At 37.5% G+C, this 15,452-nt stretch carries 21 protein-coding genes; 5 read left to right on the plus strand and 16 right to left on the minus strand.

Annotation, left to right across the window (positions count from 1 at the left end; translation table 11 throughout):
• Positions 1-611, minus strand: a 611-nt coding sequence (locus tag AC58NB_RS04090; RefSeq protein ID WP_497425553.1) for an MBL fold metallo-hydrolase, incomplete at its 3' end; no start/stop codon positions are given.
• 218 nt (positions 612-829) lie between these two features.
• Between AC58NB_RS04090 and AC58NB_RS04095 the strand changes: the two genes are divergently transcribed.
• Positions 830-1,003: a DUF2759 domain-containing protein gene (locus tag AC58NB_RS04095; protein WP_497425554.1), complete on the plus strand. Its 174-nt coding sequence runs from the start codon at positions 830-832 to the stop codon at positions 1,001-1,003.
• Between the two features lie 95 nt (positions 1,004-1,098).
• Here the strand turns inward: AC58NB_RS04095 and AC58NB_RS04100 are convergent, their stop codons facing one another.
• The 5 genes from AC58NB_RS04100 to AC58NB_RS04120 all read right to left on the minus strand — a co-directional run bounded on the left by AC58NB_RS04100 (position 1,099) and on the right by AC58NB_RS04120 (position 5,398).
• Entirely contained in the window at positions 1,099-2,265 is a 1,167-nt protein-coding gene (locus AC58NB_RS04100; protein ID WP_497425555.1) for a M14 family metallopeptidase, read from the minus strand.
• Positions 2,266-2,286: 21 nt separating this feature from the next.
• Positions 2,287-2,484, minus strand: coding sequence for a hypothetical protein (locus AC58NB_RS04105; protein WP_497425556.1), 198 nt, complete (start codon positions 2,482-2,484; stop codon positions 2,287-2,289).
• Positions 2,485-2,782: 298 nt separating this feature from the next.
• Positions 2,783-3,829, minus strand: a complete 1,047-nt coding sequence (locus tag AC58NB_RS04110; RefSeq protein ID WP_497425557.1) for a DUF2332 domain-containing protein — start codon at positions 3,827-3,829, stop codon at positions 2,783-2,785.
• Between the two features lie 367 nt (positions 3,830-4,196).
• Positions 4,197-5,171 carry an ROK family glucokinase gene (locus tag AC58NB_RS04115; protein ID WP_497425558.1) on the minus strand — a complete coding sequence of 325 codons (975 nt, stop codon included), beginning with the start codon at positions 5,169-5,171 and terminating at the stop codon, positions 4,197-4,199.
• A 5-nt stretch (positions 5,172-5,176) separates the two neighbouring features.
• Positions 5,177-5,398, minus strand: coding sequence for a YqgQ family protein (locus AC58NB_RS04120; protein ID WP_497425559.1), 222 nt, complete (start codon positions 5,396-5,398; stop codon positions 5,177-5,179).
• Positions 5,399-5,619: 221 nt separating this feature from the next.
• On the opposite strand from AC58NB_RS04120, the gene AC58NB_RS04125 reads away from it, so the two are divergent.
• Entirely contained in the window at positions 5,620-6,495 is an 876-nt protein-coding gene (locus tag AC58NB_RS04125; RefSeq protein WP_497425560.1) for a hypothetical protein, read from the plus strand.
• A 7-nt stretch (positions 6,496-6,502) separates the two neighbouring features.
• Here the strand turns inward: AC58NB_RS04125 and AC58NB_RS04130 are convergent, their stop codons facing one another.
• From AC58NB_RS04130 to AC58NB_RS04160, 7 genes are all read right to left on the minus strand, one after another.
• A complete protein-coding gene (locus tag AC58NB_RS04130; protein ID WP_497425561.1) occupies positions 6,503-8,038 on the minus strand; it encodes a rhomboid family intramembrane serine protease in 1,536 nt (511 codons plus the stop codon).
• An 82-nt stretch (positions 8,039-8,120) separates the two neighbouring features.
• Positions 8,121-8,285, minus strand: a complete 165-nt coding sequence (locus tag AC58NB_RS04135) for a hypothetical protein (protein WP_497425562.1) — start codon at positions 8,283-8,285, stop codon at positions 8,121-8,123.
• A gap of 59 nt (positions 8,286-8,344) precedes the next feature.
• Positions 8,345-9,301 carry an L-lactate dehydrogenase gene (locus AC58NB_RS04140; RefSeq protein WP_497425563.1) on the minus strand — a complete coding sequence of 319 codons (957 nt, stop codon included), beginning with the start codon at positions 9,299-9,301 and terminating at the stop codon, positions 8,345-8,347.
• A gap of 50 nt (positions 9,302-9,351) precedes the next feature.
• Positions 9,352-10,140 (minus strand): DUF92 domain-containing protein, encoded by a 789-nt coding sequence (locus AC58NB_RS04145; RefSeq protein ID WP_497425564.1) that lies wholly within the window; start codon positions 10,138-10,140, stop codon positions 9,352-9,354.
• Complete coding sequence (locus tag AC58NB_RS04150) at positions 10,133-10,696, minus strand: 5-formyltetrahydrofolate cyclo-ligase (RefSeq protein ID WP_497425565.1); 564 nt, start codon at positions 10,694-10,696, stop codon at positions 10,133-10,135. The genes AC58NB_RS04145 and AC58NB_RS04150 overlap by 8 nt, the downstream gene beginning before the upstream one ends.
• A gap of 70 nt (positions 10,697-10,766) precedes the next feature.
• Entirely contained in the window at positions 10,767-10,916 is a 150-nt protein-coding gene (gene rpmG / locus AC58NB_RS04155; RefSeq protein ID WP_497425566.1) for a 50S ribosomal protein L33, read from the minus strand.
• Positions 10,917-10,976: 60 nt separating this feature from the next.
• Positions 10,977-11,549 carry a hypothetical protein gene (locus AC58NB_RS04160; protein ID WP_497425567.1) on the minus strand — a complete coding sequence of 191 codons (573 nt, stop codon included), beginning with the start codon at positions 11,547-11,549 and terminating at the stop codon, positions 10,977-10,979.
• A 222-nt stretch (positions 11,550-11,771) separates the two neighbouring features.
• Between AC58NB_RS04160 and AC58NB_RS04165 the strand changes: the two genes are divergently transcribed.
• Entirely contained in the window at positions 11,772-12,134 is a 363-nt protein-coding gene (locus tag AC58NB_RS04165; RefSeq protein WP_497425568.1) for a hypothetical protein, read from the plus strand.
• Positions 12,131-12,592: a hypothetical protein gene (locus tag AC58NB_RS04170; RefSeq protein ID WP_497425569.1), complete on the plus strand. Its 462-nt coding sequence runs from the start codon at positions 12,131-12,133 to the stop codon at positions 12,590-12,592. The genes AC58NB_RS04165 and AC58NB_RS04170 overlap by 4 nt, the downstream gene beginning before the upstream one ends.
• A 41-nt stretch (positions 12,593-12,633) precedes the next feature.
• Here the strand turns inward: AC58NB_RS04170 and AC58NB_RS04175 are convergent, their stop codons facing one another.
• Positions 12,634-13,026: a hypothetical protein gene (locus AC58NB_RS04175; RefSeq protein WP_497425570.1), complete on the minus strand. Its 393-nt coding sequence runs from the start codon at positions 13,024-13,026 to the stop codon at positions 12,634-12,636.
• Between the two features lie 203 nt (positions 13,027-13,229).
• Here AC58NB_RS04175 and AC58NB_RS04180 point away from each other — a divergent pair, with 203 nt between their 5' ends.
• On the plus strand, positions 13,230-13,862 hold the full coding sequence (locus tag AC58NB_RS04180; RefSeq protein ID WP_497425571.1) for a LysE family transporter: 633 nt from the start codon (positions 13,230-13,232) through the stop codon (positions 13,860-13,862).
• Between the two features lie 84 nt (positions 13,863-13,946).
• Here AC58NB_RS04180 and phoU read toward each other — a convergent pair whose 3' ends face one another.
• Positions 13,947-14,609, minus strand: coding sequence for a phosphate signaling complex protein PhoU (gene phoU, locus AC58NB_RS04185; RefSeq protein WP_497425572.1), 663 nt, complete (start codon positions 14,607-14,609; stop codon positions 13,947-13,949).
• A gap of 27 nt (positions 14,610-14,636) precedes the next feature.
• A complete protein-coding gene (pstB, locus tag AC58NB_RS04190) occupies positions 14,637-15,437 on the minus strand; it encodes a phosphate ABC transporter ATP-binding protein PstB (RefSeq protein ID WP_497425573.1) in 801 nt (266 codons plus the stop codon).
• Positions 15,438-15,452: the final 15 nt, after the last annotated feature.

The raw sequence follows: 15,452 nt of genomic DNA on the forward strand, positions 1-15,452 counted from the left end.
TTCATCTCATCTTCAATAATTGTTTCCGGTCCATGCCCTGATAAACAGAGCGTTTCTTTTGGTAACGTACATAATCTTGTACGAATGCTATCCATCAATTGTTGATGGTTTCCTCCAGGTAAATCCGTTCGGCCAATGCTCATTTGAAAAAGTGCATCACCTGAAAACACAAGCGCTTCATCTTCGTCATAATAAGAAATACTGCCCGGTGAATGTCCTGGTGTAAACAATACCTTCAATTTAAAATCGCCAATCTCCAGGAGACCTTCCTCTGAAATTAACTCCTCTGCGGGAGCAGCTTTAATCTCACCCATTTGGAAAAATTGAGAACCGTTCAATGCCGGATTTATTAACCACTCAGCTTCTTTTTTATGTACATAAGCCGGAATGTCAAAGACTTCTCTAATCCTGTCAATTGCCCCAATATGATCAAAATGGGCATGTGTTAACAGGACCGCAATCGGATTCCATTTCTTTTCGCGAATGATCTGAATCAGCTTTTCAGCTTCTTCACCTGGATCGATGATTAAACACTCGCCATTCGGCTGAGCATATAAATAACAATTTGTTTGCAATGGTCCCAAAGGAATCCGTTTCCACGTTTTTTTCATGTCTTTCCCCCTGTTAGTATCAATCAGTTTCTTTTATTTTACACAACTAAAGCTTTCGTATAAAGAGTCTTACATGCTATTACCATCTCTTTTTGGTTAATTTATAATATCTCGACAAATTGTCTGAAAAGAATTAAACTATTATTGAATGCATTTATTTTACAATTTAAAGATTTATTGGGTTTTATTACCTGGTAATTCCAGAGGGGGTAAGTAAAATGGGCTTGGTAATCATTTTTGGTTTAGTTGCCATTCTGGCTATCTTCGCATTAATCAGCGCCTTTAAAAACAAAAACTTTCTTGGAATAGTTTTCGCCTTAGGTACTGTTGTTGTCTTTGGCTGGTTTGCCATCATGACCTTCCTTAGGGATGGCTATCCTGCAGTACATTAATGAATACGCTTCACCACCCATTACAAAAGAGGAATCCATTAACCTGGATTCCTTTTTTACAGCCTACAGAACAACATTCCCAACTTTTGAACAGACTATAAGTAAAGACAGGCATTTAAAATCGGCTTTGTATCTTGATAGATTTGATTAAATTGAGATAGTGGAAGTGGATTTATCCCTTTTCCCAGCTCTAACGTAAAACCAGGCTTTTTATAATGGTCAATAAACCAATCCTTAAAACCGGCATGGCTATCAATATAACGAACAGCTTTGTAGCCGGAGCGAATGACAAACTCCCTTGCCATAATAGAAGCAATCTCTGGTTCCTGCCCCTCATATCCCCAGTAAAACTCTTCGCCCTGAGTGTGCAATGAAACCACACGATCAAACTGCTCATTCTGTACAAGCGCCACTAATGATTTCACTTCACTTTCCGTCAATGGTTCTTTACCAGGAAAGTCCCTTGCTGCCGGTCCTGTTGGCTTCTTTCTCTTTTTTTCAATCTCCCAGTTCGCCGGAAATTGATTATTTAAATCAACGCCCCTGATATTCGCTTTCCAGCCTAGAAATTCTTCTTTACCATTATTCATCTTCTTTAAATCTTCTTTTAGTTTTTCCGGTGGCCCGTTTAAAACTAAATCCACACCATCTGGATTGGCCATTATAACCAGCGACAAATTGCACTCTTGAAAAATCTCCAGTGCCGTACATACTCCGAAAGTAGAACCGGTCGTCAAAGCTAATAAATATTCATTCAGCCATTTCATTAAAATCAAACTGGTAATCCATTCATTAGCATGCATGGATGCGTTCATATGAACTTTTTTAGGACCAATTCCAATACGCAATTCCCATATATCCTGGCCTAGTTCAGATTTCCCGATTGATTTCCTACTCAAAAATGGATAGATGGTTCCGAGAACCTCCATATCATTTATACATTTACTTGATGGATAAGGACATGTCTGATCAACGATACTGTGTTGAATTTTAACAGGTAGTCGAATAGATTGGTTAGCATTCTCACCCTCATTCATCATAGGATTGGCTATCTGAATTCTTTCAAATTCATCAGGCTGCGTTAAATCCAATGAAGAAACACTCTCTTCCCTTGTCCAATATCCAGGTATATGAACCATATCGTCCGGTAGCAATTCATTTCCACTGATATGTAAATTGCATTCACGCAAAACAGAAATCGGGATTGTAAATAAAACGGCCAATCTGGATAATAAGTCAGGTTTTTTTATGATGACTTTCATTGAATCACATCCTTTTTATATTCATTTTATGAATACTACCAACAAAAAATTCAGATGCATATGATTATGTATAGATTGGTTAATGACAGGTCCATCATTCATTTTATTCATTTTCACCGTTAGCGAGCTAAAAGATGCATCTTGGTGTGCATTAAACTTGGTATAGGTAATTCTTGGGTGGTGCATAAACGCTTCGTAGCTGGGATATAACCGTTCCATAGGCGGGGCTTTCTCCTGGACTTCTCCTGGACTTGACATGCCTTTACCTCGGTATAGCCTCTCCATAGGCGGGGCATAGCCTCTTTACACTGGACTTCTCCCGGACTTCATCAGCCTTTAATACACCTATTCCTCACCCTTCACGTACCTTTGCCAAGTATGGATATAACCTAGTATAGGTTTGAGGATGGGGGCCATAAAAAGAAGACATTCATCCTCTACGGATCAATGCCCTGTTTTATGGTCTATCAAGATTATTATCTATATAGATCAGCTGCCCCAAAGCAATATCTTTTTACTACTGATTTATGGTCAGCTTATTTTCCAAAAGCCATTCAAACCATCGTCCGTGTCCGTCGGTGGCTGCAATGATATTTTGGCTTTCCATGCCCTCGAAATAATAATCCAGGTGCAAAAACTGATCCTGAATATTATTGTAAAGGTGGAATACATCTCTTTTCTCTCCAATCGCTTTGACAGCTTGCAGCAAATTCTCTTTTACTTCTAGTGGCATTTGGTTTGCAACGTGCGTATGAAAAATACAAACCACACTTTCCTCTGGAATCATCTCAACATACTTAGATAATAAACGTATTCCGTCCCCTTCAACCAAATTTACTGGACATTCTTTTATATAGCTTGCCGCTTTTTCAAACATAAATAATCTTTCTTTATGTTCGGGCCATATTAAAGATTTAAGCCATAATTTCTCTTTTTCATCATTTAAATGGATAGGATTTAAATCCAAGCCAATTCTGGTTGAAACCGGAGGTGGGGTGACTTGGAGGGTTGGTATATAATTTCCTTTTATCTCTGCGGTAATTGTAAGTCTGGAATCTGTATTGCTGTAAATGCCATTTTCCCCGTATGTATATGAATAGTGATCAAAAAGAAGTTGTAACCCTGCACTTGTACCAATTTCGACAAGGGCTAATGGTTTCTTCGCTATCTCATAAATTTCACAAAAAGCAGGGTAAAGATATGCGCATCTTCGAACTTCATTTGTTTGAACTAGTCTGGTTTTCAGAATCGATTCAATTTCCTCTTGATAGGTCATGCAAAAATCCTTAAAGTGTCCAAATGACACCTTATATGATTTTGGATGCTCTACGATACTGGGATAATACTCTTTTAGCGCGTGTTCTTTTCCTTTTAATAAAAGATAGTGGACTGCTCCAAATAGAAGGTTTGGAATAGGTTGTTCATCTCGTGCAGTTTTGGCTATCTCAAGGATAGGATCATCCATAGCAATTTTTATAGATAAATACTCGTATAATCTGCTGGAGCCTTTACATTCCCTTTCCGCAAAATTCAAAAAGGCTTGAGAAGCTACTCTATTAAACAAATCAAATCCCCCTTCAAGGCTAAATTATCAAAATTCCCCACCTTCACTTCATCTTTTAAAGCTCATAATCAACAAGACTTTAGTTAATACAATCTCTTCTTGTTCATTTTATATAATCGTTGCTTCAGAAATAATATGCTTCGGTATATTCTCTATATAAACCCTCCCATCGATTAATCCAGGTCATACGCAATTCTAAAATTAAATTCGTCAATTCGTTTTCAATATCCTTCTTAATCAAAGAATCAATTCATCCGAGCCAAATAAAAAAAAGCACTTCACCAAAATAGTAAAGTGCTTTGCAAACGTATATTGTATGAACGTTTAATCATCAGGGTTAACCTGCTCCATAAAAGGGTTGTTTGACTTAGATCTCTTCACCTAATTGCTGCATCATTAATCCGGCTGCGCCGATAACGCCCGCATCATTTCCAAGAGAAGCTACTCTAAGTTTAGTCGATGCCGCTACACGTGGAAAGGCAAATTGCTTAAAGTATTTTTCAATTGGTTTCAAGATAATATCACCGGCCCTTGAAACACCGCCGCCGAATACGATGATGTCCGGATTGATTATATTGCCGACATTGGCTGCCGCAAGACCAAGGTATTTGGCAACCTCATCGAGAACATCGAGACTTGCCTGGTCTCCCTTTACAGCACACTCAACCACGTCTTTAGATGTGATTAAGCCTTTATCGTTAAATACAGCTGAAATAGCCGAATCTGGATTTTTCTTAACCATTTCTAAAGCGAGTCTTACAATGCCAGTCGCTGAGGCAATCGTTTCAACACAGCCTGTCTTTCCACAATTACAAGGTGCTCCGCCTTCTGGTTTAACTGTGATATGACCTAACTCTCCCGCTGCCCCGCTTGTACCATGGATTAAATGTTTATTAGTAATTACACCGCCGCCGACACCGGTCCCAAGAGTGATACAAACAAAATCATTTGTCCCTTTTCCTGCTCCCTTCCAAAATTCTCCGAAGGAAGCTACATTTGCATCGTTGTCCACGATTGCCGGTATCCCCAATTCTTTTTCAAGCAATTCTTTTAAAGGATAGTCCTGCCAGCCAATATTCACAGCCACATAGATTGATCCAGTTTCAAAATTAACCGGCCCAGGTGCTCCCATACCAACACCTATTAAATTACCATCTTGCCATTCTTCCAGTTTCAATCTGACCGACCTGCCGATATCAGAAACGATATGAAGGCCACCTTCTTCTTTTCTGGTCATGATTTCCCACTTATGTACAATGACTCCTTCTTTGTCAATGAAAGCAAGTTTAATCGTCGTACCGCCAATATCAATCCCAAGTAACCAATCTTGTTTCCCCAACATTTGATTCACCTTTTCGATTGTTTTAGTTTTTGTTTTTCCTTTTCATATGCTATCTCTTGTTTCAAGATTAAAATGGCCGTTTGATAATCTCTGATTTCAATCAATTGAGAGTGAAATAGCTCCCGTACTTCTGCTTCCATCATTTCAAGATCAGCTAAACGATCACCCATGTATATGATAGTTCCAAACCTCTTTAAATATTGTTGAATTTCATATACAGATTTCATTATGTCTCATTCCTTCCTGATTCTCTCTAAGTATAGCTGAATTTGATTGTTCTCCTCAAGATACTTTCTGTCATTCCAGTCATTTTGACATTTATAAACAAAGCATATGTAGTTGGTGTTGAACATATATTCTAGGACAAAGCATCAGGTTATCTTCATTTTGTCTTCCTTTTTTCAGATATATACGTGAGGCTAATTCATAAAGTGGGGAGAGAATCCTTTTGAAAAAATATATTGGTTATCTAACTGTCGGTTTATTACTGTTGTTTACCTTTACTTGGTGGGAACATCTTTATGTACAAAAAGACTTGGCTATCATTAAGTATTTTCCGCTTAATCAAGAGGCTATGTTTAACAAGACGGATTCTTCCTTGACCTTGCAAAAACAGGGTCAAGAGAATGAACAATATGAAGTTTTACTCTCAACTGAGTCAATTTTGAATCAAAAAAGTTATCTAAGACAGGATTTTTCACTTTTATTTCAGAATGGTCGGTTAAAGGAATATACAAAGGATTGGGAGCAGAATACTGATCGAATTACACAGCAGAAAACAGTGAAAGCTCAAGAATCTTCCTTATTTCAATCCATTACGATTCATTATGCGGAGATTCATACAGATAACGATACGCCAACCAGTTCATTTAAATTAACAGATAGCAACCTCTTTGTAATTGCTTCACGCTACGGGCCCATTAAATCATTTCAGAACCCGGAAACCGACGAACAAAAGGAATGGGCATTTACTTTATCTTCAGTAAGCAATTCCAGGCTCGCTAAAGTACTCGATCGTTATACAGGCGACAAAAAGCTCGATATTACAAAGTATCAGGTTATCCCCCTGACAAAGTTGCCGACCGAAGGAAAAAAACTATTAGCCGGATATACAGATGAGAAGCGACTGGAGATTACGGAGAAGCTTTGGGAAGCCTTCTATACGATTTATATTTCAGGAATCAAAAAACAAGATGGCACTATCATTGATCCAATTGACAGTACCATCCCATTGATTTTGCGCAAACAAGATACAAATAAGCTAATCATTCTTATTCAGGATAAATCCGGCTATATACATGAATTTTATCAACTTCTCCCTTAAAGATAGATTATAGGGATTTGAGCGTATTCAGTATAGCTTTATAGTCTTCATTATCCGGTTCCTGATCGACTGCTTTTTGGATATACTCTTTCGCTTTATCCATCTGTCCCCACTGCCAATAAATCAGTCCAACATCATAATACGCTTCAGGGAATATTTCTCTTTGCTCAATTGCTTTTAGAAAAAGCTGCTCTGCCTTCACTAAATCTTTATCCTGATATTTGATATATCCCGCCAGAAAATAGGCTTCTGGAGCATTTTCTTCATCAAGATAGTCATCAAGCAGGTCGTATGCTTTGTCATATTCCTTTGAATTGACATATTCTTGGGCAAGCGTGACATCATTTTGATAATTATGTCCATCTTCATTTGCGGCATAACCATATCTCACAAAACCGATTGTTAACAACACGGTTAGCACCAATGCAGCTAGTTGGAAAGGCAACTTACGGTTTTTCGGCAATCTGACAATAGCCGCTGCAAGAAAACCTCCAATCAAGCCTCCTATATGACCGGCACTATCAATGGCATCTGCGGAAAAAGTAATAACCAGGTTTATAATCAGAATAACGATGACATTCCATCCCATTGTTCTAAAAAAGAGAGTGGGATGGAGAATACCAAACAATAATAAGGCCCCAAGCAATCCAAATATCGCCCCGCTGGCACCCGCAGACAAATTGGGCACCAAAATAAAACTGGCTACTGAACCAATAAAGCCGGCGAAAAAGTAAATGATTAAAAATCTAAAGCTCCCATAAATCCGTTCCACAATAATCCCAACAAAATATAAGCTTAATGTATTCAACACTAAATGTGTAAGTCCAATGTGAAGAAAAATAGGGGTGAAAAATCTCCACCACTCCCCTTGCATAATCAGCGGGTTATATTTTGCACCAAACTCGATGAGTGTTTGAGGATTTGTGCTTCCACCCCTCATTTCCAGTAAAATAAATATGAGGACTTGAATGGCCATTAATAGATAGGTGAAGATTGGTTTTCCATAGGAGAAAATTTGTTCATCCTGCTTCACTTTTTGATAAGAAACAGACATGGCTTCCTGTTTTAGGTCTTTTATTTCCTCCTCAACTATGGAATGATAATCCCTATCAGCTAATTCGAGTGAAAAGCCAAGAAATTTTTCTACATCCCCTATATGCTCTTGTGCAGAACCCGTTTGAAAAATCAGAGTGTCAACTGTAACTTTTGCATGTTTGGCATCTGAATACCTTCCAACAATATCCGAATAATCATCTACCGGAGCATATTGACTTATATAAAGTGACTTAACGGTCAGTTCCTTTTTGGAAAGAAACTTACGAATCTTTTCAGCATTATGCAGTACAAGATTCCGATCTTTCTTCACTTGATTGGACCAGCCCAAATCCTCCCTTTTTATACGGATAACTGGGTCTACCCGACTGGATTGATTTTCAAGCCATATTTCCTTGTGGTCAGTGGAAGCAGATATAAATCGATATCCTTTCTTTATAATCAATTGATTAATAAAGGACCAATAGATATATTCTTCTTTAAAACTCACTTATTCCCCTACTTTCTCTCCTCTTATAAGCTCTCTATGTCTATTTTATCATTACGCCATATGAACGGAAATACTACATATCTTATGATTGATTTGATTGATTTTGAACCGTTTTAAAAATCGGCAGTTCCATTAAAACAGCTAAAATCATATTACGCATTACTTTATTTTTCATAATGGAAGACCTGTTTTGAAACATCATATACCCTATTATGCCAGAGACAAAAACAATTAAAAAATTCTTCATAAAAAAATCCCTCCTGTATTACCATATAGTTTGGAGAACAGGAGGGATTTTTATTCTACTTATAATAATTCATTAAGAATCGGGTTCATCGTTTCCTTCAATACTTTAACAGAATGAGAGAACTTTTCTTGTTCATCAGTTGATAATTTCAACTCAAGTATATCTCCAACGCCCTCACGATTTACAATTGCAGGAACACCGACATACACATCATCTTCTCCATATTCCCCATCAAGGAAAGTGGATACTGTTAAAATGCTATTTTCATTCTGAAGGATGGCTTTCGTAATCCGAACCAGACCCATGGCAATCCCATAGAATGTTGCGCCTTTACGATTAATAATTTCATATGCTGCATCACGCACATTTATAAATATCTTATCGAGATCTTCCATAGATTGATCAGATTTACTGCCAATTAGTTCACTTATGTTCTTTCCTCCAACATTTGCGTGGCTCCATACCGGCAATTCTGTATCGCCATGCTCCCCAATGATATAGGCATGAACATTTCGAGGGTCCACTTCAAAATAGTCACTTAACATAAAGCGGAATCTGGCTGTATCGAGGATTGTACCGGAACCAAGAACACGGTGTTTAGGAAGCCCTGAAAATTTCCATGTTGCATAAGTAAGAATATCAACCGGGTTAGCAGCGACAAGAAAGATCCCATTAAATCCATTGGCCATAATTTCTCCAACAATAGATTTAAAGATTTTCATATTTTTTTCAACTAAATCGAGACGTGTTTCACCAGGCTTTTGATTCGCTCCTGCAGTGAGTACAACAATATCTGCATCTTTACAGTCAGAATAATCTCCAAACCAAATTTTCGTTCTATTCGGAGCAAATGGAGTTCCATGGTTTAAGTCCATTGCATCGCCTTCAGCTTTATCCTTATTCAAATCAATTAAAACAAACTCTTCCGTAATCCCCTGGTTTAACATAGCGAATGCATAACTGCTTCCAACAAAACCTGTACCCACCAGAACAACACGATTTACATTTTTTTTCATTACAAAAACCACCTTTTTTCCAATACATATAAACTCTTTATACTGTAGTATTATGTGAAACTATGCCAAGTTATTATACATAGAACACTGCTAATAACAATCGAGCTTATATTCACAATTTCATTATCAATCCAGTTAATTCCCTTTCTTTTAATGGTTTGGTGATTACAGTGTTGAGTTCTCTCCGTATGGACTGAGCATACCGGGCATATATATTCGACTTGTAAGAAGGCACCTATAAGGGTATCAAGTAGGCTTCCCATAAATCCGAACACACCCAGCAAGATAAGCATTGGCAGTGACAGATTAAACATAATAATGGCTGCTAATGCAATAAATATAGAGCCTCCAAGCCCAGCAAGAGAACCAAGCACTGAAACTGCACCTGAAGTACCTGGCTCGCATCTTTTCAAACTGATCAAATGAATTGGATTGGATTTACTGAGCACCCCCAATTCCGATGACCATGTATCAGATGTAGCTGCCGCAATCGATGCAATAAAAGCAATTAACCAGATTTGAGAACCGTCAGATATAAAATAAAGAAGAGAATATATTCCAGCAGGAACACCATTAGCGGCCACCTGAGCCCAATTCCGCCTGCTTCCGTTTGTTAGTTTTTGATCAAGCACCTGTTTCCTTCTCTTTTTATAGCTTGAAAAAAAACTTGATGAAGAAAAAAACAATCCTATAAGAAACAACCCTTCCCATCCAAAACCTATCACAATGGAGACACCTACTAGAAAGGCTGCCAAAGCACCTGATTTATTCAGGGCATTAAGCCGATAGGCTCCGTACGAGCATAAAGCAACAAGCACATAGATGATTAAATCAACCACAATTTATTACCCCTTGATCTGTAAATATATAGTCAACCGGAATATCAAATTCTTCCGTCGGAATATCGTCCCTTACTTGCATCGTAAAGGCAAGCGATATTTTTATTCTCTGATAAGAGGCTAGGTAACGATCATAATAGCCCCCTCCAAATCCAACACGATATCCCGCTTTTGAAAAAATAAGTCCTGGAACTACCATGACATCAATTTTTCCAGCCTCTACCTTTTGACCTTTATCCGTTTTAGGTTCTTTTAAACCATGATATACGGATTCCAATATCGTACTTGGATCATACTTATAGAAATCCATCTGTTTGTTGTACGGTTCGCATTTTGGTATTACGATCCTTTTCTTTTCTTTCCACGCTCTTTCGATAATCCCGTGCGTTTCAATCTCAGGAAACCTAGAAATCGTGATTCCAATCGTATGAGCCTTTTTCCATATGTCATGTTGAAATAATGAATCAATAATTTGGTTCGTATATGTATCACGCTCGTCTGTCGGACATTCCATAAGCAAACGACGATAAGTTGTTCTCAACTCTCCCTTTAACATTACATTAAATCCCCTTATGTTCTATATTATTCCATAAAAAAAAACAACAGGAGAGTACCTCCTGTTGCTTTTATTTTGTTTCGCGGTGCGTAGTTGTACGTTTCTCTCTTGGGCAATATTTTTTAAGCTCAAGACGATCAGGATTATTACGTTTATTTTTTGTGCTGATATAATTACGCTCACCGCACTCTGTGCAAGCTAAAGTAATGTTTACACGCATGTGAGTCCCTCCAGTTCATTCAAAACTTCATTTTATACGACTTTTCTATAATATCACCTTTCATTCATAAATGCTAGTCTGATTTTTAACCAAGTAATCAAGAAGCATCGCTTCCTCTTTATTGCTGCCCGTAATCATCCAATTGGAAACGCCTTTTTTCACTCCTGGTTCCAACGAAAATTTGTACATTGTTGTGCATATAACCAGACCTCTAGCTAAAGGGGAATGAATGATTTGGCCGTCCTCCATCGATTGATATACCGCTTTTTTATGTTTCCTCTCCATAATCGAAATAGACGCATAGTTACTTCCATTTAGTAAACTAATGGTCTGTTTACCGTACAAATAAATAAAAGAATCTGCAGGACTATAAAAACTTGCTGAAACTTCCTGAAAAGCCTCATGGACAAAAAATATTTTTATTTCGTGTTCCTGATCGCCATCATTTTTACAGATTACATCTACTCTTTCAAAATAATCATTATTTGTTAATTGAACTGCAGTCGAAATCTCACTATGCTGTGCAGGATCTTTATGCCACAAATAAGGGACAATGGATCCAGAGGCATCATCAGCAAGCTTTGTACACATAGTCCTTTTTGTATTTTGATATAAATAGTTTAACTGGTCCAAGCAGTCCCACCTCTTTCATTCTTCTTACACGTTCATATATCCACTAATATCTTCCATTAAATCCTAACACCCTCTGAACCGTATGACAATGAACGCATATTGTCGAAGAACAACTATCTACCTCCAAATTATGAGCAATCTTTCCTTTTTCATAAATTTTTACCAAATCAGGGAGAGAATTGTTGTAAAATAAGAGGTGGAGTTTGAATTGGGAGGGACATCATGTTAATCACTATCATAAGTTTATTTTCTCTTTCCACTTTACTGTTTGTCATTTCGCTATTTTATAAAGGGCGGGATGTAAAAGTTGAAAAAGAGATTGAACAGCTATCACTGGATTATATACAGGAAATGTATCAAATAAAGAAACGTCTTCGGGTCTTAGAGGAAGAAATCATGCATGAGGATACGGTAACGGAATCCTCTTTTCTAAACACTTCCTTACCCATACATGAAGTCATTCAAAATCAAGTCGTCCATTTATCCAAACAAGGATTATCGATTGATCAGATTGCCAAGCAATCTGCCTTACCGATAAACGAGGTCATCCAAATCCTGGAGAACCAGGGAGGCGATTTCCAATGAACCGATCATACGTTTCAGGAACCGCTGCTGGTATTTTTATAGCCACAAGCATATTTACGGCTTGTTATCTTTTTGAAGAGCAATCAGTAGATAAAAGGGAGCCTCTTACAAAAGAGGCAGCCCAAAAGATATTACTAGAGGATGGGAATCATATTTTGTCCAAAAGAGATTGGGAAACCTATCAAACGGATCTTCGCACTCTTTCGAAACTAAAGTCAGAAATGGATCAAAACAAGAAAGAAGAGACTGCGTCCGTTATTTTGACTGTAAAGCCCGGAATGTCTTCGACGGAAATGATCAGTCTATTAGAAAAGAAACAGGTAATACCGGATATCAAAACCTTTTCCGATTATCTTGACAAACGAGATCTCACCAAGAAGATTCAGGCAGGAACCTATACGGTCTATCAAAACATGGACTATGCAGCTTTAGCTGCCGTTTTAACGAAAGGAAAATAGCTTTTAGGTACAGGTCACTTTCTATTATTTAATCAGCTCTGTTAGACTGGGATGACCTTTGCAATCGCATCCCAGATTTTTCTGTTCTGATCGATACTCTCTTCCCCTGAATCAATGATATCTGTCTTTTTAATCAAATCATTCATTGCCTTATCAACAAAGTCAGGTAAAGGCAATGTTTTAATGGCCTTGGCGATTTTTTCAGGATAGATATGACCATAGATTTCTATAGCCATAGAAAGCTCGGACACAGATAACTCACGTCCGTATTTCTGCTGATAGTTCTCTTTTAATTTCCTCGCCAGTTGAACGGCTGCTTTAGGATTTGGAATGACAGTTTTTAATGATTCATTATTGTCTATATGAACAGTCTTATCACTGAGAAAGTAGTTTATCGATATTCCTCCCACTGTTACCGTATCTCTTTTCTTCATCTTGACCTTCCCTTCTTTTTATAAATTGTTATTTCCTTATATCCAAGTTAAGAGGATATAAACCTTTTTACTAGTTGCCTAAAAATAAGCTAAACTGCGTCTTACATTACGATCTATTTATAAAATCAATAAATTTTGTTATACTTCTCCTCTTTTCCTCATAAATATGTACAAGTTAAAGACACATAAGATGGAGTGAAAGCGTGAGCGGACATATTTTATTTAGTTATTTTGTATTGGGAATAACATTGGCGGCACCCATTGGTCCAGTTAACTCAGCCAGAATAGATAAAGGCATAAAAAATGGCTTTTTTCATGCTTGGATTGTTGGTTTAGGGTCTATGATTGCGGATGGAATATTCATGCTATTGGTCTATTTAGGTTTTGTACAATTTATTACGATTCCGTATGTCCAGATTTTCCTGTGGCTCTTTGGAGGATTTGTCCTAATTTATACCGGAATAGAAAGTATCATGAGGGTAAATACTCTTACCTTTGATGATTATCGTACGAAAGATACGCTGGCAAGGTCCTTTTTAACAGGATTCATCATGTCTATTACAAGCCCGCTTTCTATTCTTTTTTGGATTGGAATATATGGTTCTGTTCTCGCAAAAACTGTCACGACCTATGGAACAAGCTCACTTATTGTTTACAGTTCTATGATTTTTCTTGGTTTAACCTTTTGGGATATTATCGTTGCCTTTTTAACAACCGGATTTAGAAGATTCTTAAATGAGACAAGCCTGAAAGGAATATCAGCAATCTCTGGTCTATCTCTATTGGGGTTTGGGGTCTATTTCGCTTATCAGGGCATCAAAGCATTATTTTTGTAAAAGCCCCCTTCTAAATGGCATGCTTATAAAAAAAATGGAGTTCCTATTATAGGAATCTCCATTTTTTATAATCATGAACCATGATCAGGATTCATTTAAATGATAATGTCTGCCCTTAATCATATAGAGGGTTTCTTCAGCCATATTTGTAATATGATCACCAATTCTTTCATAATGGCGGACAATAAACAATAACTGAGAATTTTCATTAACCGTAGTAGACTCAGGATGCTTCATCTCAAGTATCTTACGAATTTCCTGTCCATATAAATCATCTACCCTGTCATCGAGCTCAGCCAGTTCCTTAGACAGGAGAATATTCTCCTCCATAAAGGATTCATTAAACATGTTGAGCATCTCCATACAAGTGTCATGCATTTCTTTTACCGCTTCATTGACAAACGGCTTTTCTTCTTTTGATAGGCGGATAGCCGTTTTGGCAACGTTCTTTCCATAATCTCCAACACGTTCGATTTCAGAAGCAATTTTAATAGCTGAAACAATATGTCTTAAATCTGTTGCAACAGGTTGTTGCTTGGCAATCATCAGGATAGCCAGTTCATCAAGCTCTTCTTCCATTTTATCAAGTTTCTTATCCTCTTCTATAACGGATAAGGCCAGCTCTACGTCTTTTGTGAGTAACGCTTTGTATGCTCTGTCCAATGCAGATGAGGCAAATCGTTCCATTTCAATGACTTTTAGCTTTAATTCCTTAAGCTCACTCTCGAATTTTTCTCTTAAAACCATTTTCATTCTCCCTTCGAAATGATTTGCTTATCCGAAACGTCCTGTTATATAATCCTCTGTTCGCTTGTCATGTGGATTCGAGAAAATTTTATCTGTCTTATCATATTCTATGACTTCTCCATTTAAGAAGAAGGCTGTTTTATCAGATATACGTGCAGCTTGCTGCATATTATGTGTAACGATAATAATACTGAATTTCTCTTTCAATTCCTGTACAAGTTCCTCAACTTTTAAAGTAGAAATTGGATCTAATGCTGAAGTCGGTTCATCCATCAAAATGACATCAGGAGAAACTGCTAGACATCTTGCTAAGCAAATACGTTGCTGCTGCCCGCCAGAGAGTCCGTTGGCATTTGTATGCAACCGATCCTTAACCTCATCCCAAATTGCTGCACCACGTAAGCTTTTTTCTACAATTTCATCTAGTTCTTTTTTATTTTTAACGCCATGAATTTTTGGTCCATATGCTACATTTTCATAAATTGACTTTGGAAAAGGATTCGGTTTTTGGAACACCATCCCAACATTCTTTCGTAATTCCTCAACCTGATAATTCTTATCAAATATATTCTGTCCTCGGTATAATACATTGCCTGAAGTACGTACACTTGGAACTAGTTCGATCATTCTATTTAATACTTTAATGTAAGTAGACTTCCCACAACCCGAAGGACCAATGATGGCTGTTACTTCATTCTCGTTAACGGCAAGATTTATATTCTTTAATGCATGGTTCTCACCATACCATAAATCTAAACCTTTTGTTTCGTAGACAAGTTTGCTATTGTTTTCTTTCACTGCCGGTTTAGCTTCTTTTACTTCTATCATCTAAAGTCCCCCCTA

This window comes from Pradoshia sp. TA40_28, from assembly GCF_059694525.1.

Coding starts and splice junctions, on each gene's coding strand:
- AC58NB_RS04095 (WP_497425554.1), top strand. CDS start 830: ATGGGCTTGGTAATCATTTTTGGTTTAGTTGCCATTCTGGCTATCTTC.
- AC58NB_RS04100 (WP_497425555.1), bottom strand. CDS start 2,265: ATGAAAGTCATCATAAAAAAACCTGACTTATTATCCAGATTGGCCGTT.
- AC58NB_RS04105 (WP_497425556.1), bottom strand. CDS start 2,484: ATGGAACGGTTATATCCCAGCTACGAAGCGTTTATGCACCACCCAAGA.
- AC58NB_RS04115 (WP_497425558.1), bottom strand. CDS start 5,171: ATGTTGGGGAAACAAGATTGGTTACTTGGGATTGATATTGGCGGTACG.
- AC58NB_RS04120 (WP_497425559.1), bottom strand. CDS start 5,398: ATGAAATCTGTATATGAAATTCAACAATATTTAAAGAGGTTTGGAACT.
- AC58NB_RS04135 (WP_497425562.1), bottom strand. CDS start 8,285: ATGAAGAATTTTTTAATTGTTTTTGTCTCTGGCATAATAGGGTATATG.
- AC58NB_RS04140 (WP_497425563.1), bottom strand. CDS start 9,301: ATGAAAAAAAATGTAAATCGTGTTGTTCTGGTGGGTACAGGTTTTGTT.
- AC58NB_RS04150 (WP_497425565.1), bottom strand. CDS start 10,696: ATGTTAAAGGGAGAGTTGAGAACAACTTATCGTCGTTTGCTTATGGAA.
- rpmG (WP_497425566.1), bottom strand. CDS start 10,916: ATGCGTGTAAACATTACTTTAGCTTGCACAGAGTGCGGTGAGCGTAAT.
- AC58NB_RS04165 (WP_497425568.1), top strand. CDS start 11,772: ATGTTAATCACTATCATAAGTTTATTTTCTCTTTCCACTTTACTGTTT.
- AC58NB_RS04170 (WP_497425569.1), top strand. CDS start 12,131: ATGAACCGATCATACGTTTCAGGAACCGCTGCTGGTATTTTTATAGCC.
- AC58NB_RS04175 (WP_497425570.1), bottom strand. CDS start 13,026: ATGAAGAAAAGAGATACGGTAACAGTGGGAGGAATATCGATAAACTAC.
- phoU (WP_497425572.1), bottom strand. CDS start 14,609: ATGGTTTTAAGAGAAAAATTCGAGAGTGAGCTTAAGGAATTAAAGCTA.
- pstB (WP_497425573.1), bottom strand. CDS start 15,437: ATGATAGAAGTAAAAGAAGCTAAACCGGCAGTGAAAGAAAACAATAGC.